This is a genomic window from Zooshikella harenae (assembly GCF_018837975.1).
Taxonomy (GTDB): domain Bacteria; phylum Pseudomonadota; class Gammaproteobacteria; order Pseudomonadales; family Zooshikellaceae; genus Zooshikella; species Zooshikella harenae.
The window spans coordinates 1-22,674 of record NZ_JAGSOY010000030.1 but is presented as its reverse complement, the minus strand read 5'-3'; the positions used below and the strand labels follow the sequence as shown (position 1 = coordinate 22,674).

Genomic DNA, 22,674 nt, shown 5'->3' with positions numbered 1-22,674 from the left:
ACATGCGAAAACTTTCGCTCACTCACTGGCTATTGTGCTATCCCAAAACTGCTCTGGTGGGTTGTTTATTACTGGTTTTAATCAGCTGTAGTGGTTTAGCTAAACTATGGATATCGATTGATTATCAGGTGTATTACGCTAATGATGATCCCTACCGCTTGGCATTGAATAGCTTAGAAAGTCAGTACGGTAAAACCCAAAATGCCTATTTAGTCATTCGAAATAAAAACTCCAAAGAAAACGCAACAACGCCAGAAGCAATACAGGCACTTTACGAACTCACACAAGCAGCTTGGCAAATTCCATTTTCCCAACGTGTCACATCAGTCACCAACTATAAATACATTCAGGCGCAAGGCGATGACATCCAAGTTGCACCATTACTAGATAATCCTGTCTCACTGTCCTCTGCTGAAATAAAGGTTGCTTTACAGCGTTTACAACAAGAACCTGCCGTTAACCAACTTCTACTTGGCAAAGATCAAATCATGACAGCGGTAAATGTTGGCTTGCATTTGCCAGACAACCCTATTGCTGAAACACGCCAGGTTACTCAATACATCCGCAACATGCTGACTGACTTCAAGCAACGCTATCCACACTTTCAATTCTTTGCCAGTGGTTCAGTCTTTGCGGATGAAGTTTTTGCGGTAGCGACTGAGCAAGATCTACTGACACTGATTCCCTTAAGCTATGCCGTACTCATTGTCTTTCTTGTGATCTTACTTCGCAGTACACGGGCAATGCTGCTGGTGCTCACTTTGGTCACACTCTCTGTGACCATTGCTTTTGGTATCAAGGGCTGGATAAACCCAGTTATTTCTCCCGTAACCGCATTTGCACCCAGCATGATTATGATTATTGCGGTTGCTGATTGTATTCACCTGCTAAATGGTTTTATGTATCACCGCCGACAGGGATTAACCCCATCTGCCGCTGTTATTGAATCACTTCGCCTCAACAGCCGGCCCGTTATCTTAACCAGTGTGACCACGATAATCGGCTTTTTGGCAATGAATTTCAGTTCTTCTCCAGCATTTCATGACTTAGGCAATGTAGTTGCGATAGGTGTTGGTGCTGCACTGTTATTAGCATTAGTGATGCTACCGGCCTTCTTGTTAATAAAACCTATTCCAGTCACAGCTAATGCATCAGTGATTAGTCGTTTCATGCCTTACCTGGCTAAAAAGCTGGCCCAATACCCATATGTATTTTTAACAAGTAGCCTGCTCTTATCTCTCTTACTGATAGTAGGTATTAGCCAAAATAAGATTAACGAAACCTTCATTGCATTTTTTGATAACAGCTTTGAATTTCGGCAAAACGCGGAGGCTATTGATCATCACTTAACAGGCTTACATCGCATTGACTATATTTTGCCAACTGATAAAGCAGAGGGAATATTTCAGCCCAGCTATCAACAGACCTTGGCTAAATTCAGTCACTGGTTAAGACAGCAACCAGAAGTTGCTCATGTTGAAACCTATAGCGATATCATCAAACGTCTTAACCAAGCTTTACATGCTGATAAGCCCGCTAAATACACTATTCCTGACAAAGCTGAGTTGATTGCACAGTATCAGTTGTTGTATGAGTTGTCCCTACCTTACGGGCATGACCTGAACAATCGAATCAGTTTCAACCATGATGCTACACGTTTGACGGTTAGACTTTGGCTAACAGACTCTGCAGCTATTCTGGCTTTTGATCAACGGGTGCAAAACTGGCTTGAGCTACATGCTCCCGATATTGTACAGACACAGCAAAAAGCGGGGTTAATTAGCCAGGGTATTGGTATCGACATGATGTTTGCCCATATCGCACTGAATAATATTCCTGCGATGTATTACGGCACCTTAGTGGCACTCTTATTAATATCCTTCATCATTATTGGTGCTCTTCGCTCCTTAAAAGTGGGCAGTTTGGGCATGCTCACTAATCTATTCCCTATCACGATGGCATTTGGCTTATGGGGGTGGCTATCAGGACAAGTTGGCCTCAGTATCTCCGTTGTCGCCAGCCTGACGTTAGGGTTAGTGGTGGATGATACCGTTCACTTTTTACATCGGTATCTTCATGCCAGAAGACATCAAGGCCTCACCCCCTCCCAGGCATTAACCACCACATTAGAGAGTAGTGGTGTGGCTATTGTGACAACCAGTATTGTCCTTGCTGCCAGCTTTGCAGTGTTAGCCGCCAGCCACTACACCCCCAATGCTCAGCTTGGTTTATTAACTGCTATTACCATTATCTTTGCGCTGGTTATCGACCTGTTATTGCTACCTCCACTGCTGTTCCTTTTAGACCAACGATTAACGCACCTTTCAGTTATCAAGGAAGTAGAGCATGCACCTCATTAATAAAATCTCCTGTAGACAAACAGTCTATTGGCTCACCTTTAGCTTCTCTGTTATAGCCAGCACCTTAATTGTCACTCATACCTCTCAAGCATCAACGGCAAGCAATCAGCAAGTCCCTCAGGCTTTAGCAGAGGCTAAAAAGCGCGGCTATGAAATTGCTGAAAATGCGGATTTACAGGACCTTGGGTACAGCGATATGCAGGTAAATGTAAAAATGATATTGCTTGATGCTATGGGCCGGCGTGCAGAACGCTCATTAGCGGTCAATACATTGGAAATGACTAAGGATGGGGACAGAAGCTTAACTCTATTTCTTTCACCTCGTGATCAGAAGGGTACGGTTCTACTCACACATGCCCACCCTCAAGCGAATGATGATCAATGGCTCTACTTACCTGCCTTGCGTCGAGTGAAACGAATCACTGCTAATGATCGATCTGGTCCTTTTGTGGGTAGTGAGTTTGCCTATGAAGATATGATTCGCCAAGAAGTCGATGATTACAGTTATCGACTATTAAAAAGCACTCAATTTGAAGACAAACCAGCCTGGCTACTAGAACGAACACCTAAAGATATTCACTCTGGATACAGTAAGCAGCATGTTTGGCTAGACAAACAAGCCTACCGGATTTGGCGCATTGATTTTTATGACCGCAAGAATACCTTATTAAAAACCCTCTTTTTTGAGGGTTACCAGCAATATGCTAATGCTTACTGGCGCCCTCTTCGCAGTATTATGGAAAACTATCAAACAGGGAAAAAAACGATTCTGGAATACAGTGATTATCGCTTCAAAACCGGCCTAACTACAGCGCAGTTCAGTCAGTATCAACTACGTAGCCAAGCCCACTGAGCGTAACATGATGTCTAACGGCAGTATCATCAGCGCCTCATTACTCAGTGCAATCATTTCACTGCTCTGCTCTGGACTATACTTATCCACAGCCGCATCAGCCCATGAAATGGATACCCTTTGGGATCCAGAGTTTGGTATCGAACTGAGTTATTTTCCTAATACGGGTTACCCTGAACAGGAGAACTCGAACCTCTCATTCTGTGGGCAACTTAAGGCCCAACACACTTTAGCTCAAGCCTCTAGCCCGCTGCGTCTTGATCTCTTTGCTCGTTATGATGCTGTGGATAAAAAGCGTACTCACTGGGATATCCGAGAGCTAAGTTGGGACTATCAACCCTCAGATCAATGGCTGCTCCGTGCTGGCATTCTTCAACAATTTTGGGGGGTGACTGAGAGTAGGCATCTCTTAGCAGTGTTAAATCAAACTGATTTGGTTGAAAACATTGATGGTGAAGATAAGTTAGGCCAGCCCATGCTAAATCTCGCTTACTTTTATCCTTCTGGAGCTATTAATGGCTATGTATTACCTGGCTTTCGGGAAAGAACCTTTCCAGGACGCAAAGGCCGTTTACGTATGCCTATTAAAATGGGTGACGCACATTTTCAGTCAGGTGCAGAAAGCAAACACATCGACTGGGCCATTCGCTGGCAGCAAACATTAGGTCAGCTTGACCTCGGACTCTTTCACTTTCACGGCACGAGTCGTGATCCCTGGTTTGAACTGGAAACACCTCAACCTTTGCTCTCTACTCTTAGCCACACCACCAGAAATAACGCTTACTACTCACCAAAAATCCGGCCTGTCTACGACATTACTGACTTAACCGGATTAGAAGCACAATATCTTTGGCAAAGCTGGGCATTTAAACTGGAGCTACTCAGTGACTCAGGCATTGGTCCTTGGGACCGAAATACTGCTGTCACCACAGGTTTTGAATACACAGAGGTGAATGCATTTAACACAGGTATTGATATGGGTGTGTTAGTCGAGTGGCTATTTGATGACCGAGGTGATAATGCTCCTATTGATCGTATGAGTAACGGCTGGTTTCTGGGTACGCGTTGGACAATGAACAACTTTGCCAGCACACAAGCTTTATTGGGAGTAATCATTGATGACAACAGTAAAAACTGGAGCCTGGAAGTTGAACATAGGCTTACCCCAAACCTTCTACTCACAATAGAGAGTCGCTGGTTTTCTCAAAGACAAAGCATGCCAAAAAGCGGATGGGATTGGCTTAACACCTTAAACCAGGACCCTAGTCACAAACTTTCATTTTTACAACAGGAGGACTATTTAAGAGCGGAAATTAGCTGGTATTTTTAAACAGGGACTCAACCAGTTAATGGATAACAAGCATCATGAAAGTAAATATTGCGAAGCCCTGTGACGTAAAACTAAATGTTATAAAGCCAAACCACACTAAAGAAGGTGCAATTAAGCTTGGCAAGGTAGATTCAGAAACAACAAACAAGCTTAAGCAGGGATTTACCGCTTATGTTTCAGGCGCACTTCAACGCTTGATAGTTGCTGTCAGTTGCTGTTTGTTTGTAATGGTGCTTGGTACGTTCCTTTTATTAGCCAAAGCAGCACAAAGTCAAGGTATATGGATTGAACTCACCCCCGATATCATGACTAATCTCGTCACCTATATGATTAAATGCTCAACACTTGGCTCCTTGATAACCCTACTACCCATTAAACGAGGGATAGTCTTTATCCCCCTTTCGATGCTGGGTACTCTGTTGGTTTTAATCAATTGGCATCAACCTATTGCAAATGTGCTTGTTTTTTAGGCCAACAGACAGCAAAAATCAGGCTGCTCTTGTATCCTGAGTAAGCGCATTTAATAGCGATTCAGACCAGCATTCATCTTCTGATGCCAGATTAATTTCGCCATTACGTCGAATTAACATATCTGCATCAAAGTCATGAATTAGGACGGCATCTCCATCGAAATGGTTTAGTATTTGTTTGATTAGATAAACAGCAATGATTGCTGCTTCATCTAACTGATCCTCTTTTGGATAGAAAATAACCTGTATGTCAGGTAAAAAGCCATAATCCTCCTGAATCATACAAGCCCATGAGTCTTCCTCACCCATGAACTCATCTTCACTTTTATGCTCAACAGCAAATGAAATGAGCTCTCTTTTATCTTGCGATAATTGTAAATAGTGTTCATCGATCAGCTGGGTAATGGCTTCCTTTCCTGCTCCCTTGATAAAGAAATCAAAAGAAGGTGTCATGGACTTCCCCCTTAGCTTACTTATTGACTGAAAGATTAATTTAAATCCTATAAGAATCACTCATCGTCATCTAATTTTCAAAGACAGCAAAATGATTCTTAAAGGCTACTTTATGGTTCCACGTTTAACTGAAAATATCTTAAGCCACCTCATTCTTTAGAGACTGCTTTTTTTATAAAAGTTAAACCTGGATTCCCAAAAGCGCAAATTGGCACTCAATAAAACCGTATATTATTAGTCACTAATATCGTGCTCAAGCTGGAAATATTTCAACTTTTCATAAGGGTACCTCTAAAAATAGTGATTTTTTTTGTGAGAGCAAGGAAGCACTGCACAGAGGACCGCAGTGTATAAGGCATACATGAGGATCCGAGTACAGCGCTGACACAGCTTTCACGGAAAAAGTGCATGTTTAGAGGTACCCATAAGTAAACTGAATAAACAAAGTCACATACTAAGCTTTATCACTATAGATTCAAAAAGCGGTATCACCTGACTTTCATATAAATTACTCATACCAACAGGTATTTAGCAAAATTCGTCTGACAGGTGAGTGAGGATTGTAGCCGCTACAATGATTGTACTTAAGCTGCATTTGATCTAACACAGCAAACATACTTGCCACACTAGTAGGCTTAGGGACACCTCTAAAAATGCTCACTCAAACAAAAGGATATATAGCAAAGTTTTATATTGAAGCTGGCTGTGGATTAGATTGACGAGTGTATAACTTAACCAGCAATGACCAGTTGCATAACACGGATAAACTTATAAGGAAATTCTAATGAGAACGTACAAAATTTATTCAGTAATATTTGTCAGCATACTCAGTATTCACAACCTGTCTCTATCCGCATCGTGCAATGAAAAAGATAAACAAAAACTGCTAGAAACAAATAAATGCGTCAATTGTAATCTTTCCTTTTGTGATTTATCGGGTTTAAGTTTCGAATCACTGAAACTTCAGGACACTGCTCTGATGAATGCAAATCTGGCAGGCGCTAGCATTAGCTACAGCACGATCATCAATGTTGATCTTACTCACAGCAACCTGAGTAACACACAACTTATTGAAGTTTACTTTGATAATACGAATATGACAGGAGTAAACCTATCGCAAACCTACTGGGGGCATGTATCTCTTAACAGGGTTAATTTAACTGCCGCCAATATGCAACATGCTCAACTGACTCAAAATAAATTAGCGGATACGGTCAATCTAACAGGCACAGATTTGAGCCATGCAGAATTATTTGGTTACCGGTTTTCAAACACTAACCTAGCAGGCACTAATCTACACAATACAACAGTACTGAGTACTTATTTTCCAAATGCTGATTTTACGACAGCCAACCTTAATCAAGCAGACTTACATTGTACAAGCTTGCTAGGCGCAACTATTTTAGCTGAGCAAATAAAAGAAATGAAAAATGATGAGTGTTTTGATCACCCTCTCTGTAAATTTGATCAAGACCCTGGATTTTGCCCCTAAGTCTTTGGGCCTATCAACAGGCCCTTATATAGGCTGGAGGAACCTCTTCAACTAACCATACATTATTAGCCGTTTTAAAAAAGACAAACCCATCTTGAAACATTGCCTGAGCATCAATGACTAAAATAACAGGTTTACCATATCGTCCACCAACAGCCTTACCTACAGCTATAGACTCTGTTAGATGTACATGATGCCGTTGCTGTTTTGTTATGCCCTTTTCCATAATGCTCGCTAAAAAGCGAGTAGCCGTTCCATGATACAAACATCCAGGAGGCTCAATAGGCGCTAAATTTAAGTCTATAGCAATTGAATGTCCTTGATTTGCCCTGATTTTAGTTCCATCCTCGCTAATACTAAAACGCTGCTTATCATTTGTTTCAACAACGACCTCTATAATTTCTCGGCTTAACTCAACGTCTGTAGTAAGCTCGATTAACGCTGCAATAGAAGCCCAACCTTGCTCATCAAGGATAAGACCAATCGAGTCAGGTTTATGGCGTAATAAAAAACTTAAATATTTTGATACTTTTTTCAGCTGCTTATCCATAGGAGGGACTTTTTAATAAGAGTATTAGGTTAACTACTGCTCTTCGAATAGCGCAAAACACTACCATCAAGAGTATCTAGTAAGCTTGAGGTAACTAAACCAGTAGCGAAAGCTATATTAACTTAGACAAGCTTGTATTTAATGAACAAGTTACTTGATAAAATTTGAACAACTGGTCTAATAAATTTATAAAAGTTACATACAGATACAAACTTAAACATTTCATTTGATAAATTTGTCAGCTTTTTTTCTAACAAACACTGCTTGAAATGAATAGATAGTAAAACTGTGGTGAATAAGGCAAAATCAAATTCAATAACATCACCAATATTCAAAATACCCATGTTATGTTTAGTTCAGTTAATATGCAAAAGGTTCTAGCCAGATTACGGCAGTTTTTCCTGTCATCACCTGCTTGCCGTAAACAACATGACCTGCAATCAAGAGGCAGCAAATATCATTTGGATGACGTTTCAGATAGAAGTGTTAGTAACACTCAGCAAGAATCAGTACATCCCAGCCCAAAGGCAAAAAGTCAGCATGAGCCTTTTAAGCGTGATATACAAAAAACATCTCCTGATTTTATTCAGATAGAAGACGAGTTCATTATAAGAACATTATGGGAAGTGAAAGCAGAAAAGCATGGTTTAAAAGGCTTATTTCTTAATACATATCAAGAATTAGAGAAAACACTGCCTAGTGTAGATAAAGCAACTCCAATCTTTATTGACATACAATTGCCAAACAGTACAAAAGATGGGTTTGAAATTGCAAGGACTTTGTTCCAGCATGGATATACTGACTTATATTTATCAACAGGCAGTCTAGCGTCTGAACTTGAAGAGATACCTTGTATAAAAGAGATTGTTGGGAAGGACTTCCCAATACATATCCTTATAAACAGCACTGAACCCACTACGTAAAAACTACGTAGTGTTATATATATACAACACACACTGTATTATTGTTTTTTCTCTGCCTTCATTTTTAGATACTCTTCAACCGATAATAAAGGCTGGTCTAACTTCTTGTCGATAAACAATATACCATTAAGGTGGTCTATCTCATGCTGAAAAACCCTTGCTATGATTCCTGAAAGCGTTTCTTCTTGCGCTTCACCAGCCTCATTAAGGTAACGAACCGTAATATCTGATGGTCTTTCAACCAACCCCACACCCTCAGGTACAGACAAACAACCCTCATAATCCTTACTTAACGTTTTGCTTACCCATGTCAACCTTGGGTTAAAATAGGCTTGCATAGGGCTATCAGGTTTATCGGTTCTGACTATGATGATAGCTTGTTTATTGATACCTATTTGGGGTGCTGCTATACCAATACCACCAGACTCTTGCAAAATGCGTTTCATCTTATCCACAAGCTCAGCAGGAATCGCCTCTGGTTGAATTGGCTGATTTTCAGCACGTAAAACCTTATTTTGAACAACAGATCGAGTGTGGGTAAATAGTTCAGGATGGTTAAATAGTGGTTTGTTACTTTGGTTAGTATCCCCACTACTTTCAATACCTTGTTCAATGCATCCTTGACTCATAACACACAGCCCTATTATCAGCATTCTTGCCAATTTACAGATAGACATAACAAAAGTTTTTCTACGACAACTGACTTTAATTGACACAGTATAAAAAACAAAATATAGTCATGTAAAGTTTTTTAGCTTCATGTTTTATCATCTAATATGACACGCCTACTAGCCTCTGGCTATTGGTAACAGTATTCATATCGATCCAAAATGACTGGTTTTCAGGGAAAATATCAGGTCATAAACTTAGGCCATATTTCTAGAAATAAGTTAACGCTTATCTTGCCACTACCCCATATTGGAAATCACTCTATAAAGAGCAAAGCTTATTTAAAGTGAGATACTTATATGATGTGAGGGAGCACGCAAAAAGGTCATAACGATAGTTATTTTTTAAGGGGTCCTCTAACAATAGAGACCATTACAAAGAGTATAGCTTTTCATAAGATGAAATAAGTACTTTGGAAATAACGAGTTTTAATAACTAAAAATTAGTTTATTGATGTACTAGAGTCTTTCGTTATGAACTTACCAGAGAAATATATCCAAAACGAAGGGTTTTTAGGGGTGGCAGTTAAAAGCTCCTGCATGAACTGCATTCCCAACATCCTTATTCGTCAAGAACGCCGACAACAAACCCTAAAAATGATTTGTGAAGGGTATATCCAAGCATATTAGATACGTATAAAAAACAAACTACCAGTAATTCACGCCTTTGAGCTAGATTACAGTAAAAAACCATTATTAAATATTAAACAAAGTTTTTAAAAATGAATATTGGACGATTCATAATAATATGTTTGTTGACAATAAAAAGCTATGCCTCCACAAACGACTCATCTATCGAATCCAAAAGCACACAAGGCATGTACTCTCCAATGAAAATGGTTTTCTATCAACTTCCACAATCGCTAAATCCAACCCATTGCTGGTTGGTCGAACATTTACTCATTGTACAAGCGGTAAGTCAGTCACTCATCCGTATTGATGAAAAAGGAAGCTTTCAAGGTGACTTGGCCACTAGATGGCACATAGAAAATGGTAAAAAATATACTTTTTATCTTGATAAACATGCTACCTTTCATGATGGAACCCCTATTACTGCAAGAGACGTTGCACTGAGTCTATCTCAACATTTTTATCCAGATACAAAATCAATTGTCAAACGATATCTCAAGGAAGCATTCGGAGCTACCCCAACATTTGACGATAATATTTTAAGTAATTTAAAAATAATTGATAAAAACACATTACAAGTTAACCTGGAAAATCCTTTCCCACCTTTCTTAAAGGTGTTAGCCATGGGTAATTTTTCAGTATATAAAAATGTCAATGGCAAGTTAGTATTTTCTGGTCCAATGATTCCAAAATCCTATACAGATGAAGAAACCGATTTAAGAGGGTGGGAGTTAACCCATAGAGATAGTAAAAGAAAAAATAAAATTTTAGTACTACAAAGTAATAATTTCCCACAAACATACTCTTTACTCAAAAATAATAAAATACAACTGATGTTAGGGTTTTCTGTAAGTGATGTACTGGATGAGAGCTTAAGTAATGGGTTAAGGATTAGCAAAGTTAACAGCTTAGCTACGTCACATATGTATTACAATACAACCCAACCTCTCTTTACTGATAGTACGTTTCGAGAAGATTTTGGACGTTTCATTCAAAGTGAGGCCAAAAAACATAGCAATATGCTAACCAAGTTCAGTCCCTACTTCCTACCAAGAGGCGTTCTTTCATATAACTACTATAACTCACATAAATTTAACGCCTTAAATAAATCTTTACTTCTACAAAAATGGGGAAATAGACTAAAAGGTAAAACAATAAAAATAGTCTTAATGAAAAGAGCCTTTGCCAGTGAATTTGTATCTTCTCTCAAGTATGAACTTGAAAGCTTAGGATTAAGTGTCGATCTGGTGTTATGCAATGATCAAGAACTTATGCATTACCTTAAAAATCCTGATTATGACATCATTGGCGGTCGATTTATGGCTGGATTCTCTGACCCAGAAGGTTTTCTAAATTCAATTTCCGAAGAGTCTCCCTTACACTATGGTGTGTTCAATACTAAGTGGATATCCGATGAAATTGATAGTAAAAGGCCTTTCAAATCAAGCATAGATCGAACTGAAGCCTATGATTCGGTCATTTCAAAATATGAAGATAGCTGGGGTTCAATTCCTCTCTTTCGGTTTTACGTACCAATCATTCATGCAAAAGATATAAAACTACCAAATAGTGAGTTCAGATTTGTCGCTGAAATCTGGAAAATATCACATGACAAATAAAGAAAGAAACAACCACAAGAAGATACCATTCTATATTTTTATTTCTATTATGGTATCTCTTGTTAATATCACTTCTTTTCTACTTTTTCTTAACTGGGGGCAACCCCGGTTAGAGACAGCCGTTGAATCGACGCTAAAAACAAGAAATAAGAATGCACTAGACTTCTTTGCCAATAACATCAGAAATGATGTTCTTTCCGGCAATGAAGAAGGTGTAAACCAAAAGTGCCATGCTTTTTTACTTTATGATGAGTCTATAACTAAAATTAATATTCTATCAACTGAAGGAAGAAAACTATGTAACCTTAGTAAAAATATTCAATCGAACAGCATGGTCATCACCAGCAGTATTTTTTTCAATGAAATCACCGCCTCACCTGAAACTATTGCCGCAACAATTTCTGTAGGTTTTTCAACTGACATTGTCAAAGACATTTATGCTGAATACAGCAGTACTATAAGAAATTCTTTGTTTTTCAGCATTACTATAAGTACATTTTTTTTGATAGTTGTTTCTTGCTTATCATTTAACCCCATTAATAAACTTTCTGCAGTATTTACCCATTCAGATCTCTCAACGATTTCCGATCAAACGATAATTCCCAACTTACCAAATAGTTGGTTCAGAAAAATTATCAAAGAAGTCAGTATCCTGTACGAGGGCAGTGAAATATTAATAAGAAGAATGCTTGAATATCAAAAAGAAGTTGTTAAAACGGCTCAATATAAAGCCGTTGCAAGAACCAGTCAAATATTAGCACATGACATTCGTAAGCCCTTCTCAATGTTGCAAGGCACTTTGGATGTAATCGATACGCTTGAAGATCCTTGGCAAGCAAAGGAAATTGCCAATAAAGCCATCCCAGACATCAGAAGAGCAATAGCTTCTGTTAATGGTATGATTCAAGATGTTATGGAAGTAGGAACAGACACAACTTTAAATACAGAAGAGTCAAACCTGAGAGCACTCATCGAAAATGCGCTTATCGAAAACTTAAGGTATAACGAACAAGCTAATATAGCCATTTTTTATCAGCTCTACCACACAAATAAATTAAAAATTGACACTTTAAAAGTACACCGTATGTTTTCTAATATTATTGGCAATGCTATACAAGCAATGAATAATGAAGGCAAACTATGGTTTTATTCAGAACAAATTAATAACTTCATTAAGATTACTATTGGGAATAATAACAGTTATATTTCAGATGAAGACCGCCACCGTATTTTTGACGCTTTTTTTACAAAAGGTAAGAAAGGTGGTACTGGTTTGGGCCTGGCCATTGCCAAAAAAATTGTTGAGGATCATGATGGAAGCATAGTTTGCAAATCAAGCCAGGAAATTGGTACCGAGTTTATCTTTACACTACCTATTGGTGAAAATAATGAACTTGATGCTAAGCATAATCTCCCAGCCTCGGCATACGAGATAAGACAAACCAGACATACTTCCAGTGCCTATAGATATAATAGAGAAAATAGCAGTGAGGAATATTCACTTGAACAAAAAATCATTAATTCCCCAATAAATAATAAAATAAAAATCCTTGTTACTGATGATGAACCACTATATAGAAATATAATTCGTAAACATTTTTCTGAAAACTCACTACTGGCAAACAAAATTGAACTATGTTTTGCTGCATCATGCCAAGAATCTGTTTCTCTTGATAAACAATATAATTTCCATATCATTATCATGGATATAGACCTTGGAGAGGATAATGTGGATGGATTTGATACCGTAACAAAGCTAAGATCTGAAGGATCAATGGCCAAAATTATTATTCATTCAAATCGTGTAACACTGGACTATAGTAGTAAAGTGCATGCCGTAGGGGCTCAAGGCTTTTTACCCAAACCTCTTCTAAAAATACATCTTTTAAAAATAATTGATTCACTTATAAAAAAAAATGCCGTGTAATGTTAGCTAGCCACCAAGCATGGGTAAATGCTTTATACGATGATATCTTAAAGCCATCGAGATACAATGTTTTAAGGGTTCAACTGGAACCGAGTCTTTTATATTAAGCATAATCGCTCGGTTACCTTCAAAATGAAATATATCCTGATAAAGAACCTTAAAGGTACTTACCAGTGTAGTTTTACAGTTGAAGTAGACCCCACAGTAATCTGGACTTTTTTCCTTCCAATCAATTCTAATCGTGCTACCACCTTTTATAGTATAGCTAGGCTCTCCCCATTTCAGACTTTCATCAAGTACCAAAGCTTTATCTATTTCATATGCAGTCTCTAAAATTAATGCTCGCAATTCAAGCAGCTTCTGCCGGATATCAGGAGGATATGATTCAAACTTTTCTGCAACCTGAGTGTTAATTATTTTATTCATTGGTTCCACATCTTAGGCGCCCTTAGAACTATCATCTATAATAGTACCTTGTGAAACATCGTTTTTCTGTATCCCACTGGCTATTATACGTGAGTGTTGTATAAATCCTTGATAATCTATTTTCAACAGTTGTTACGCTTAAAGAAGGTTCGGTCGGAGTAATCTGGCTGTTCTTTTTACCCAGTACCTAGGTCTCAGACTAATCCAGACGTTCAGCAAAACCTCCGCCCAGAGCTTGATACAGAGCCATCATATTTTGCAACTGGGCTAGACGATTTTCAGTGAGTTGCAACTGTGCCTTACGCCGTATTTCTTGTTGATCCAACCATGTCTTCACGTCAGTGGCCCCAGACCGATAACGCACCTCTGACAAGCGCTCTGCCTCAGATGCCAACGAGAAAGACTTGCGCAATGCTTCTTCCTGAACCATCAGCTGTGCTCTGGCAGAAAGTTTGTTTTCCACCTCAGCTAACGCCGAATACAACTTCTGTCTGAATTCAATCACTGCCTGCTCATAATCAGCCTCGGACGCCTGGATACTCAACTGCATCTGCCGCCACTGCAAAAAAGGTAGACTTAGGCCTGCTCCCAAAGTGGCAACTGGATTGCGCAATATATTCGCCAACACTGAATCACCTGTCGCCATGGATCCGGTTAAGCTAAAGCTGGGGTAATAACTGGCGCGTGTATGGTCTGTATCCGCCAGGACACTGCGTAAACGCATTTCAGCCGCCTGCATATCTGGCCTGCGTGCCAGTAACGCCGCTGGAGTGGCCACAGGCAAGGTTGGCATCCGCATGACAGGTAAGGTTTGTGGATCAGATACCGAATTCTCTGGTGCCTGATCAAACAAAATAGCCAGTGCATTTTGCACTTCCACTTTTTCCTGCAGCAAAGTGGTCAACGAGGCACGCTGACTTGCCAAGTTTTGCTCAGCCTGGATCAAGTCAAGGTTGGAGACTGCACCGCTACGACGTTTAACTTGAGCGAGCTTCAAGGCTTTTGCCGTATAACCCAATGAAGCCTCACTAGCGGCGATGGACTCGTTCAAATATGCAAGACGCCAATAGAGGTTCGCTGTCGTGCCGATCAATGCCAGTGCTGCACCGGCTCTATCCTGCTCAGTTGCCATAGCTTCCCAATGCGCTTTGTCACGTGCGCTAGATAGCTTTCCCCAGAGATCAAGCTCATAACTCAATTCAAGAGAAGCGCCAGAGGACTTCCTGCTGGTGTGAGTATTCATATCACGCACTCGGGAAGCGCTGAGCTGTGCGCTTGCATCAGGTGTCAGGTTGCCGTCAGCAATACCCGCTCGCAGTTGCGCCTGCTGCACTTTTAACGCTGCCAGAGCCATGTCACTATTACTCTTCAACGCCCGCTCAATTAAGCAGTCCAATGCCTCGTCCTTAAACGCTCGCCACCATTGCTCTGACGCCAATGCCTGTTCTCCATTCACTGCCGCATAGGACCAAGAGGCAGGAAGTTCCAATTGAGGCCGAGAATATTGCGTGCGCACCAAACTTTCGCACCCAGCCAACAACGTCGAGCACAGCAATAAAAGTGCTATGTTTTTTCTCCCTCTCACGCCCATAAAACTCACCCATTTTACTGCAAACTTCATAGGGTTACCGCTCATCAATCACTCCCGCGCTAATGCTTCAATCGGATCAAGTCGCGCCGCATTTCGCGCAGGCAAGAAACCAAACAACACCCCAATCAGTGAGGAGCAAACCACGGCCGCCACAATGGCAGTAACGGAAAATAACATTTGCATATCCGGAACCAACAGTGAGAACAAAGCACTCACACCAAAAGACAGCAAAATGCCAATACCACCGCCGATTAGGCAAACCATCACCGCTTCAATCAAGAACTGCTGCAATATGTCACTTTGCCGTGCACCAACGGCCATACGGATACCAATTTCCCGGGTGCGCTCAGTGACCGACACCAGCATAATATTCATGACGCCTATGCCGCCGACGATCAAAGAAATAACCGCAATAGAGGACACCAATAACGTCAAGGTGGTGGTAGTTTTTTCAACCGCCTTCAAAATACTATCAGTGCTGAATGTGAAAAAATCCTTTATACCGTGCCGTGTAGTCAACAAGCGAACGATGCTTTGTTCTGCCACCATGCTGGTCATCCCATCTGGCGTGCGGACAATGATAGAACTGAAATTCTTTCTGCCTACCAGGCGTGTCGTGACAGAACTGTGTGGCATCCACACCGACAGGTTGCCACCGCTATCAAAGGGGTTACTTTTATCCTCCGCTACACCAATAACTGTCCAAGGTGAGTCCCCGATTAAAAGCACTTTACCAATAGGATCTTCACCACTAGTGAACAGTTTTTTGCGGGTATTACTGTCAATCACCACCACCTGCGCCTGAGTACGAATATCTTCTCGCAGCAACGGCCGACCTTCTGCAACAATTAGCCCTTTCACTCTGAAATACTGCTCACCGACTGCATTAACACTCACATTGACAGCAACATTGTAATAACGCAGCTGTTGCCCACTAGTTATGCTGGGCGTCACGCTGTCTACAAAGGGTTGAGCCTGCAAAGCTTCCACATCCGCCGCCACCAGGGTATCGATGGAAGCAGCTCTTTCGTCCCCCCAATCCTTACCAGGAAAAATCTCAATGGTGTTAACGCCAATGGCATTAATGTCACTGATGACTTGTTGCTTTGCGCCCTCACCAATGGCGACAATGCTCACCACCGCTGTGATGCCAATAATGATGCCAAGCATGGTCAAAAGCGTTCGCAATCGATTCGAGGTCATGGCGATCCAGGCCATTTTAAAAGCTTCGGTGAAACGTCCCAGCCAAGCACCCCGCAATTCCTTGTGACTTGTCGCTGAACTAGAGTCCGCCGCAGATGATGCTAGTTGCTCTGACTCCAAAGCAACGTTCACACGGTCAGCGATAATTTCACCATCCTGAATTTCGATGATCCGCTCCGCTTTGGCTGCCACTTGAGGGTCATGTGTAACAATAATGACAGTGTGCCCCTGCTGATGCAGTTCCCGAAGCACTGTCATGACTTCCTGCCCACTTCGGGTATCCAGCGCACCAGTGGGCTCATCCGCCAAAATCACTTCACCACCGTTCATCAGGGCTCTGGCGATACTCACCCGCTGCTGTTGACCTCCAGATAGCTGACTGGGCTTATGCTCGCAACGCTCCTCCAACCCCAGGCGCGATAACAACATATGCGCTCGTTCACGGCGCGAATCTTTGGCAACACCAGCATAGACTGCTGCCAACTCCGTATTGCCCAAAGCATCCAGATGCGACAGTAAATGATAGCGCTGAAAGATAAACCCAAAGTGGTTACGCCGCAGTGTGGCCAGCTCGTCAGCATCCAGCTCCTTCGTTTCCCGGCCACTGATTTTATAGCTACCGCTGCTCGGGCGATCCAGGCACCCCAGGATATTCATCAGCGTCGACTTTCCAGAGCCAGACGTTCCCATAATAGCGACCATTTCACCTGGATAAATCTTCAGGTCAATGTCCTTCAGCACAGCAACTTGCTGCTCCCCAGCCAGGAAAAACCTGTTAAGGTCATTTATTTCAATCAATGGCTCCTTCATAAAACGACCTTACCCCCCAATAACGACGGATGTTTCAGCGTCCGTATTAACCGATAGACTGTCACCGAGAATTACACTGTCTCCATCATTCAGGCCAGTGAGCACCTGCACATAAACATTGTCACGAATGCCCGTTTTAATCGTCCTTTCTTCTGGAAAACCATTGACCAGCACGCGAACCTTATGTTGTGAACCACTGATTTTCTGACTAGGGTCCAAAGCAGAGATAGGAATACTCAGCACTTGCGACTGCCGATTAATAATGATGGATACTTGTGCCGTCATAGCCACTCGCAAAGAGTGATCAAGGTTTGGTACTTCTAACAAGCCACTGTAGTAAACAGCTTTATTTGAATCACCGGCAGACGCCTTATCGAAAATGTTGTCTGGCGCTAGCTTAATGATGCGCAACATGCCTTTGTAAAGACGGTCTTGATTCCCTAAAACCGTAAAGTTTGCTTCAAGGCCCGGCTTTACCTTAGAGACATCAGCCTCAGATATTTTCGCTTTCACCGTCATCGTATCCAGCTTTGCCAAAACCAACAGCGTCGGTGCTTCTTGACTCGATACCAGAGTTTGTCCTTCTTCAAACTTCGTGGCGATCACCACACCATCCATTGGCGCGACAATCTTGGTGAATCCGAGATTAGCCTTTTCAGTCTCCACCTGAATTTCCGCCTTAGTGATTTGAGCGTCCAGCGCTTCAATGTTTGCTCTTTCTTTTTCCATCTGGGCGCGAGCGTTTTCCAAATCAGCCACCGATGCCGCGTCCTCTGCACTCATTTCACGTTGGCGTTTGAAATTCAACTCGTTATAACGCAGCATGGCTTCACTGGCGCGACGCGAAGCCCTAATGTTTTTCAGCTCCGCCATCGCCCGCTTCAAATTGTTGCGTGGCAAAACTGGGTCGATTTCCGCCAGCAATTGACCTTTTGTCACCCTGTCACCGACAGATACGTTCATAGACTTCAACTGTCCAGTAACCTGAGCACCCACCGCAACCTGCTTGGCGCCTTCCAATACGCCAGTGGCTAAAACTTTTTCTTCTATATCCCGTTTTTCCACAGGAGCGGTGATATATTCAACAGGCTCAGGTTTGAACCAACTAAGAGCGTTCCAGCCCACAGTAGCTAAAACAACAGAAATGAGTACTCCCAGCACAGCAAGACGACGCGTTTTTTTAGTCATAGGAATTACACAAAATATAATTAATGAATACAGGTATGCTGAAGTTGTCGCACATCAAATGTACGACAGCAACTCACAAGTGAACTTCTCAGCCTGGACGTAACTATAAAAATTATTCACCTCTACCTTCGGGTCATCCCCTATTTGACGGTTCTGTACAGGTAATACCACTGGTCTTTCACTTTGATATAGGTTTCATCCATAAACCAGCTAAGACCAACAGGGACATTCCAGTCTTGCAGGAACTCTTCAATATCTCAGTAGCTCAGTGCAAACAGAAAGTAATAATACAGCGCTTGCAGTACAACACACTTGACACTTGGGTAAATGACAACTTTTGAAGCGTTCATCAAGACTCATAGTGACTACAAAACAACCAAAGCATTAGCAGAAGTGGAAAAGGCTATCACCATGGTTAAAACGTTACGACACACCCCAGTGGGGTTTTAACAGATTAAATTTATCCAAAATAAGTTTATTTTTAAGCTAAATAATTTTTACGAAAGCGCCAGCAAAATCACCTTATTATAAGGTGATTTATTTACTTCATATAAATAGTTAAGCGGTGAAGTCCTGAGTTACAGACTATCGGCCGTTTCACTTGTAATTAAAAGAAAAGGGCTTTTGTACAGACGACTAAGATGATTATAACTATCATGTATCTCAAGGGATAACTTGAGAGGTAAAAATTCTTTGCTACTAACTATTACTAGTTGAATCTTTTTTAGTACTATATAACTATCATTATGCTGTGTTTCTGTTTTAAAAATGGCCTACCGCTGTTGATTGCTAGAATAATCAACGGATATTAAAATACTAAGTTATTTCTTTGATAAAAACACATGATTATGTTAAAAATCATGTATATAAACAGTATTACTGCGCTACTTTTCAAGACATTTAAGTTGCAATAATTGTAACTGATATGATTAAGCACAAGCTATTACGTAGGTGTATTAAAATGTATCAATAAAAAACCAATTCAACTGTAGCGTATATACAATATTTTCATTTTAAAATCAGGTTATTCATTGAAAGTATTATGTCTTTAAGTTTTTTGACTACAGTTGCTTCTGGTGAAGTTAGTTAATTGATATATTAATATTTATACAAGTAAAATATATTTTATTTGTTTTATATGTATAGTTTGTTATTATTTGTTAAATAGATGGGAGATTCAAAGCGCTATGGAGGGTTGTGTCACAAAGTTTTACCCATCATGATAGCCTTTTCCACTTCTGCTAATGCTTTGGTTGTTTTGTAGTCACTATGAGTCTTGATGAACGCTTATTTTATGGCAAAATAATTTTTGTGATACAACTAAAGGGCCCAATATGTGTTTTCTTAGTAATAACACAACAAACCAATAATGATAAAAGAAAGATGGAGTCACCATGCAAACTGTTAACTTTACGCGCTTGAGCGATAGTACCAAAGAAGAGCTTGAGTATCTGGATAGCTTAGAAGAGAAGTTTCGAGCAGGTTTGCCTGATCGAATAATAAAGGCACTTAAACGACTAGAGCATACCTTGGGAGGATACCAGATTAATCGATTGGAGCACTCGTTGCAGTCAGCAACCCGAGCTTTTCGTAATGGTGAAACTGAAGAAATGGTTATAGCTGCACTGATTCATGATATTGGCGATGACCTTGCTCCTTGGTCTCATAGTGAAATGGCGGCTGCAATCCTTCGACCTTTTGTATCAGATAAAATCTATTGGATTATCAAACATCATGGTGTATTTCAGCTTTATTATTATGCTCATCACTGTGGTGGAGACCCCAATACTCGTGATGCGTTTCGTGACTCTCCCTGGTTTGAAGATTGTGTGCATTTCTGTGAGGAATATGATCAAAACTGCTTTGATCCCAACTACGACTGGGAGCCATTATCCTTTTTTGAGCCAATGATTCGACGTTTCTTTACCAATCCTAAAAAAGTTGATCATGAATATACTGCTCGTTATGGTAGCTAATTAGTCATCTAACCTAGATATTTTAGGTTATGTCGTAAAAATTATTATTTAGCTATAAAAATAAGTGTAAGCGATCATATATGGTTAACTAATTTTGCCAAAAATAATCCACAACCCCGTTTACCGCTAAAAAAACAACCAGTTATGACATAACCTAACACGCATTCTTTTTCCTTTCTCATACATAGTGTTTTCTAATTTTTCAGATTTTTTTCGTTAATATTTACCCATTATAAGGTCATCAAAATACTGATCATATGTACCATCCTCTTTAATTTTCATTAGTCCTTGATTGAACACCTTTAATAAGTGCAGTGATTCTTTTCGACTTTTAGGAAATAATAAGTGTGCAGTATTTTCTACAATAGGTTTACTATTAAATGTTATTGTGTTGGCAATTTTGTAGCCAAATTTTTGGTTAAGTATTAGAAGCCCTGTAATAGAGGATACGGCAACCGCATCTAAGCGGCCTTTAAGCAACATTTTAAAGCTAGTTTCATCGTCATTATTAACAATAATATCCAAGGTTTTATTTTTATAGGCCTGCCAAAATGCTTTAGTATAAGTATAGCCGCGGGTTGCACCTATTCTAAATGCTTTTAAATCAGATAGTTTCTTCCATTTAGGAAAATGGATGTTTTTTTCATGAAAAAATACATAGGACTCTGTGTGCATAGGATCACTACAATAGAATGTCTTTTGGGTTTTCTTTGAACAGGCCCAGTACGAAAGGGCAGAAAATTTTCCTCTTTCTGTGTCACCGTAACTTCTTGCCCATGGTAAAAAATGATAGTAGACCGTAAAGCCTCGGTGTGCAAAGGCTTCTGTAATGACATGATTAACAAAGCCCTGCCCTCTACTTACTTCAGACGTCCAGGGTGGATAGTCTCCTGTAGCAATTAATAAATTTTTTCTTTCAGCGCAGAAAGTCACTACTGAAACTAAGCTCAGAAATGTAATGCAAAAACAGGTGATCACTAAAGGCATTTTTTTACCTGATAGTTAACTAAAAATCATTCAGTAACACTTTTCTAAGCTGTACTCTAAACACGGTAAATTTCATTAATTATAGTATGCGCTCCATTTTATTTACACTGCAAAGAAAATATTAACAAAAAAGCTCATTCGTTAGATTTTTTTCAAAAGCCTAATATACTGCTAAAAGTAGTATCTATACTTATAGCTTAGTCTGGTTGCGCTTGCTTACGGAAGAGGTATAGATTTCTGAGAAGCCTTATCTGGCACTCTTAAAGAGTTGCTGCTTAGTCGTTCATTATGGGCTCGTGTTTTGTTGTGTTTTTTTAATTATCTTAACGAAATTATTTTTAAACGATATAAGGCCTGATAATAGTATGTATGTTCATTCATTAAACCACCTGATATAAGTCAGGCCTACGGCACAGATATCTACATACGCTACTAACGCATACGACTCCTTTTTTGAGTATTAACGATGAGGCATTTTGAGGGGTATGGATGTAATATACGTGGACTAGAGATGAATATTTTTATCCATTTCGTTAGCTTATTCCATGATATTTGTTTTTTCCCTAATCTTCGCAACACTCCAAGTCACTCGGTGTAGCAGACATTAGGGCAAATTGGTGATAAATAGGAGGCAAGATCATGATTTTAATCTGGGGAACTAAACCAACGGATCAAAAACTTGGATTTGTCGCTGAAATATGCCCTGAGTGCAACTCAGTTAATAAAGTATCAGTTCACCGGATTGGTTTAACAGGTCATTTTTTCTGGGTACCTGTTGGTAGAGGACAGTTTGTCGAAGCATACGGAACATGTACTTCCTGCAATAAGAAGTTTAGCATTGAAATCACTGATTACGAAACAATCGATAAGAAGGACAATGAACAGATAGAAGATCTTATACGAATAACTAATCCTAAGTTAGGGCATGCGGATGAAAGCTTAAAAAAAAATTCAAACGTTTCTCTTCAGTTAGGAAACCATTTTTAATACATGGTCAATACTTAAATGAAAATGCTTACCACGAAACAAAATTTGATAAAACGAGTGGGTTTGCCTTCTTGGCTACTTTTGCAGTACCTATTCTCTTAGGCATTGGATTATCTTATATCCCCAAACCTCCTGAGATCGAACTAGCAATAACAAAATATTTATTTCTTTTATTTGGTGTAGGATTCGTAGTATCTCTTGTCATTTTTTTTCAACACTCTCATAGAGTAT

19 protein-coding genes are annotated in these 22,674 nt (G+C 40.1%); 10 read left to right on the top strand and 9 right to left on the bottom strand.

The features are described from left to right. Positions 1-2 precede the first annotated feature (2 nt). Genes KCG35_RS13490 through KCG35_RS13475 form a run of 4 tightly spaced genes read left to right on the top strand, consistent with a single transcriptional unit; the run spans position 3 to position 5,013 of the window. Positions 3-2,360: an efflux RND transporter permease subunit gene (locus tag KCG35_RS13490; RefSeq protein WP_215820306.1), complete on the top strand. Its 2,358-nt coding sequence runs from the start codon at positions 3-5 to the stop codon at positions 2,358-2,360. Further along, positions 2,347-3,213 carry an outer membrane lipoprotein-sorting protein gene (locus KCG35_RS13485; protein WP_215820304.1) on the top strand — a complete coding sequence of 289 codons (867 nt, stop codon included), beginning with the start codon at positions 2,347-2,349 and terminating at the stop codon, positions 3,211-3,213. The genes KCG35_RS13490 and KCG35_RS13485 overlap by 14 nt, the downstream gene beginning before the upstream one ends. A 7-nt stretch (positions 3,214-3,220) precedes the next feature. Then, positions 3,221-4,543 carry a hypothetical protein gene (locus KCG35_RS13480; RefSeq protein WP_215820302.1) on the top strand — a complete coding sequence of 441 codons (1,323 nt, stop codon included), beginning with the start codon at positions 3,221-3,223 and terminating at the stop codon, positions 4,541-4,543. A 35-nt stretch (positions 4,544-4,578) separates the two neighbouring features. Continuing rightward, positions 4,579-5,013 (top strand): hypothetical protein, encoded by a 435-nt coding sequence (locus tag KCG35_RS13475; protein WP_215820300.1) that lies wholly within the window; start codon positions 4,579-4,581, stop codon positions 5,011-5,013. A gap of 18 nt (positions 5,014-5,031) precedes the next feature. Here the strand turns inward: KCG35_RS13475 and KCG35_RS13470 are convergent, their stop codons facing one another. Continuing rightward, the gene (locus KCG35_RS13470) at positions 5,032-5,466 is read right to left on the bottom strand and encodes a SitI3 family protein (protein ID WP_215820298.1); all 435 of its coding nucleotides are present in this window, start codon (positions 5,464-5,466) and stop codon (positions 5,032-5,034) included. A 784-nt stretch (positions 5,467-6,250) separates the two neighbouring features. On the opposite strand from KCG35_RS13470, the gene KCG35_RS13465 reads away from it, so the two are divergent. Beyond that, positions 6,251-6,958 (top strand): pentapeptide repeat-containing protein, encoded by a 708-nt coding sequence (locus KCG35_RS13465; RefSeq protein ID WP_507236965.1) that lies wholly within the window; start codon positions 6,251-6,253, stop codon positions 6,956-6,958. A gap of 13 nt (positions 6,959-6,971) precedes the next feature. On the opposite strand, the gene KCG35_RS13460 is transcribed toward KCG35_RS13465, so the two are convergent. After that, positions 6,972-7,508, bottom strand: coding sequence for an RNA 2'-phosphotransferase (locus KCG35_RS13460; protein ID WP_215820294.1), 537 nt, complete (start codon positions 7,506-7,508; stop codon positions 6,972-6,974). A gap of 365 nt (positions 7,509-7,873) precedes the next feature. On the opposite strand from KCG35_RS13460, the gene KCG35_RS13455 reads away from it, so the two are divergent. Then, positions 7,874-8,431 carry a hypothetical protein gene (locus KCG35_RS13455; RefSeq protein WP_215820292.1) on the top strand — a complete coding sequence of 186 codons (558 nt, stop codon included), beginning with the start codon at positions 7,874-7,876 and terminating at the stop codon, positions 8,429-8,431. A gap of 38 nt (positions 8,432-8,469) precedes the next feature. On the opposite strand, the gene def is transcribed toward KCG35_RS13455, so the two are convergent. Continuing rightward, entirely contained in the window at positions 8,470-9,060 is a 591-nt protein-coding gene (def, locus tag KCG35_RS13450) for a peptide deformylase (RefSeq protein WP_215820291.1), read from the bottom strand. Between the two features lie 761 nt (positions 9,061-9,821). Between def and KCG35_RS13445 the strand changes: the two genes are divergently transcribed. Together KCG35_RS13445 and KCG35_RS13440 are read left to right on the top strand one after the other, a co-directional pair. Beyond that, a complete protein-coding gene (locus KCG35_RS13445; protein WP_215820289.1) occupies positions 9,822-11,348 on the top strand; it encodes an ABC transporter substrate-binding protein in 1,527 nt (508 codons plus the stop codon). After that, positions 11,338-13,275, top strand: a complete 1,938-nt coding sequence (locus tag KCG35_RS13440) for a hybrid sensor histidine kinase/response regulator (RefSeq protein ID WP_215820287.1) — start codon at positions 11,338-11,340, stop codon at positions 13,273-13,275. The genes KCG35_RS13445 and KCG35_RS13440 overlap by 11 nt, the downstream gene beginning before the upstream one ends. Before the next feature lie 6 nt (positions 13,276-13,281). Here the strand turns inward: KCG35_RS13440 and KCG35_RS13435 are convergent, their stop codons facing one another. The 5 genes from KCG35_RS13435 to KCG35_RS27090 form a co-directional block, all read right to left on the bottom strand. Continuing rightward, a complete protein-coding gene (locus tag KCG35_RS13435; protein ID WP_215820286.1) occupies positions 13,282-13,701 on the bottom strand; it encodes a DUF1801 domain-containing protein in 420 nt (139 codons plus the stop codon). Positions 13,702-13,900: 199 nt separating this feature from the next. Continuing rightward, positions 13,901-15,292 carry an efflux transporter outer membrane subunit gene (locus KCG35_RS13430; RefSeq protein WP_230409181.1) on the bottom strand — a complete coding sequence of 464 codons (1,392 nt, stop codon included), beginning with the start codon at positions 15,290-15,292 and terminating at the stop codon, positions 13,901-13,903. Between the two features lie 48 nt (positions 15,293-15,340). After that, positions 15,341-17,305, bottom strand: coding sequence for a MacB family efflux pump subunit (locus tag KCG35_RS13425; RefSeq protein ID WP_215820284.1), 1,965 nt, complete (start codon positions 17,303-17,305; stop codon positions 15,341-15,343). 9 nt (positions 17,306-17,314) lie between these two features. After that, the gene (locus KCG35_RS13420) at positions 17,315-18,493 is read right to left on the bottom strand and encodes an efflux RND transporter periplasmic adaptor subunit (protein WP_215820283.1); all 1,179 of its coding nucleotides are present in this window, start codon (positions 18,491-18,493) and stop codon (positions 17,315-17,317) included. A 140-nt stretch (positions 18,494-18,633) separates the two neighbouring features. After that, positions 18,634-18,735, bottom strand: coding sequence for a DDE-type integrase/transposase/recombinase (locus tag KCG35_RS27090; protein ID WP_373687353.1), 102 nt, complete (start codon positions 18,733-18,735; stop codon positions 18,634-18,636). A gap of 1,152 nt (positions 18,736-19,887) precedes the next feature. Between KCG35_RS27090 and KCG35_RS13410 the strand changes: the two genes are divergently transcribed. Beyond that, the gene (locus KCG35_RS13410) at positions 19,888-20,469 is read left to right on the top strand and encodes an HD domain-containing protein (protein WP_215820282.1); all 582 of its coding nucleotides are present in this window, start codon (positions 19,888-19,890) and stop codon (positions 20,467-20,469) included. A 216-nt stretch (positions 20,470-20,685) separates the two neighbouring features. Here the strand turns inward: KCG35_RS13410 and KCG35_RS13405 are convergent, their stop codons facing one another. After that, positions 20,686-21,456: a substrate-binding periplasmic protein gene (locus KCG35_RS13405; RefSeq protein ID WP_215820280.1), complete on the bottom strand. Its 771-nt coding sequence runs from the start codon at positions 21,454-21,456 to the stop codon at positions 20,686-20,688. Between the two features lie 639 nt (positions 21,457-22,095). On the opposite strand from KCG35_RS13405, the gene KCG35_RS13400 reads away from it, so the two are divergent. Beyond that, positions 22,096-22,443 (top strand): hypothetical protein, encoded by a 348-nt coding sequence (locus tag KCG35_RS13400; protein ID WP_215820278.1) that lies wholly within the window; start codon positions 22,096-22,098, stop codon positions 22,441-22,443. The last annotated feature ends 231 nt before the right edge of the window (positions 22,444-22,674 follow it).

Excerpts from the sequence above, each read along its gene's own strand:
- KCG35_RS13490 (WP_215820306.1), top strand. The coding sequence starts at position 3 with ATGCGAAAACTTTCGCTCACTCACTGGCTATTGTGCTATCCCAAAACT.
- KCG35_RS13485 (WP_215820304.1), top strand. The coding sequence starts at position 2,347 with ATGCACCTCATTAATAAAATCTCCTGTAGACAAACAGTCTATTGGCTC.
- KCG35_RS13480 (WP_215820302.1), top strand. The coding sequence starts at position 3,221 with ATGATGTCTAACGGCAGTATCATCAGCGCCTCATTACTCAGTGCAATC.
- KCG35_RS13475 (WP_215820300.1), top strand. The coding sequence starts at position 4,579 with ATGAAAGTAAATATTGCGAAGCCCTGTGACGTAAAACTAAATGTTATA.
- KCG35_RS13470 (WP_215820298.1), bottom strand. The coding sequence starts at position 5,466 with ATGACACCTTCTTTTGATTTCTTTATCAAGGGAGCAGGAAAGGAAGCC.
- KCG35_RS13465 (WP_507236965.1), top strand. The coding sequence starts at position 6,251 with ATGAGAACGTACAAAATTTATTCAGTAATATTTGTCAGCATACTCAGT.
- KCG35_RS13460 (WP_215820294.1), bottom strand. The coding sequence starts at position 7,508 with ATGGATAAGCAGCTGAAAAAAGTATCAAAATATTTAAGTTTTTTATTA.
- KCG35_RS13455 (WP_215820292.1), top strand. The coding sequence starts at position 7,874 with ATGCAAAAGGTTCTAGCCAGATTACGGCAGTTTTTCCTGTCATCACCT.
- def (WP_215820291.1), bottom strand. The coding sequence starts at position 9,060 with ATGAGTCAAGGATGCATTGAACAAGGTATTGAAAGTAGTGGGGATACT.
- KCG35_RS13445 (WP_215820289.1), top strand. The coding sequence starts at position 9,822 with ATGAATATTGGACGATTCATAATAATATGTTTGTTGACAATAAAAAGC.
- KCG35_RS13440 (WP_215820287.1), top strand. The coding sequence starts at position 11,338 with ATGACAAATAAAGAAAGAAACAACCACAAGAAGATACCATTCTATATT.
- KCG35_RS13435 (WP_215820286.1), bottom strand. The coding sequence starts at position 13,701 with ATGAATAAAATAATTAACACTCAGGTTGCAGAAAAGTTTGAATCATAT.
- KCG35_RS13430 (WP_230409181.1), bottom strand. The coding sequence starts at position 15,292 with ATGGGCGTGAGAGGGAGAAAAAACATAGCACTTTTATTGCTGTGCTCG.
- KCG35_RS13425 (WP_215820284.1), bottom strand. The coding sequence starts at position 17,305 with ATGAAGGAGCCATTGATTGAAATAAATGACCTTAACAGGTTTTTCCTG.
- KCG35_RS13420 (WP_215820283.1), bottom strand. The coding sequence starts at position 18,493 with ATGACTAAAAAAACGCGTCGTCTTGCTGTGCTGGGAGTACTCATTTCT.
- KCG35_RS13410 (WP_215820282.1), top strand. The coding sequence starts at position 19,888 with ATGCAAACTGTTAACTTTACGCGCTTGAGCGATAGTACCAAAGAAGAG.
- KCG35_RS13405 (WP_215820280.1), bottom strand. The coding sequence starts at position 21,456 with ATGCCTTTAGTGATCACCTGTTTTTGCATTACATTTCTGAGCTTAGTT.
- KCG35_RS13400 (WP_215820278.1), top strand. The coding sequence starts at position 22,096 with ATGATTTTAATCTGGGGAACTAAACCAACGGATCAAAAACTTGGATTT.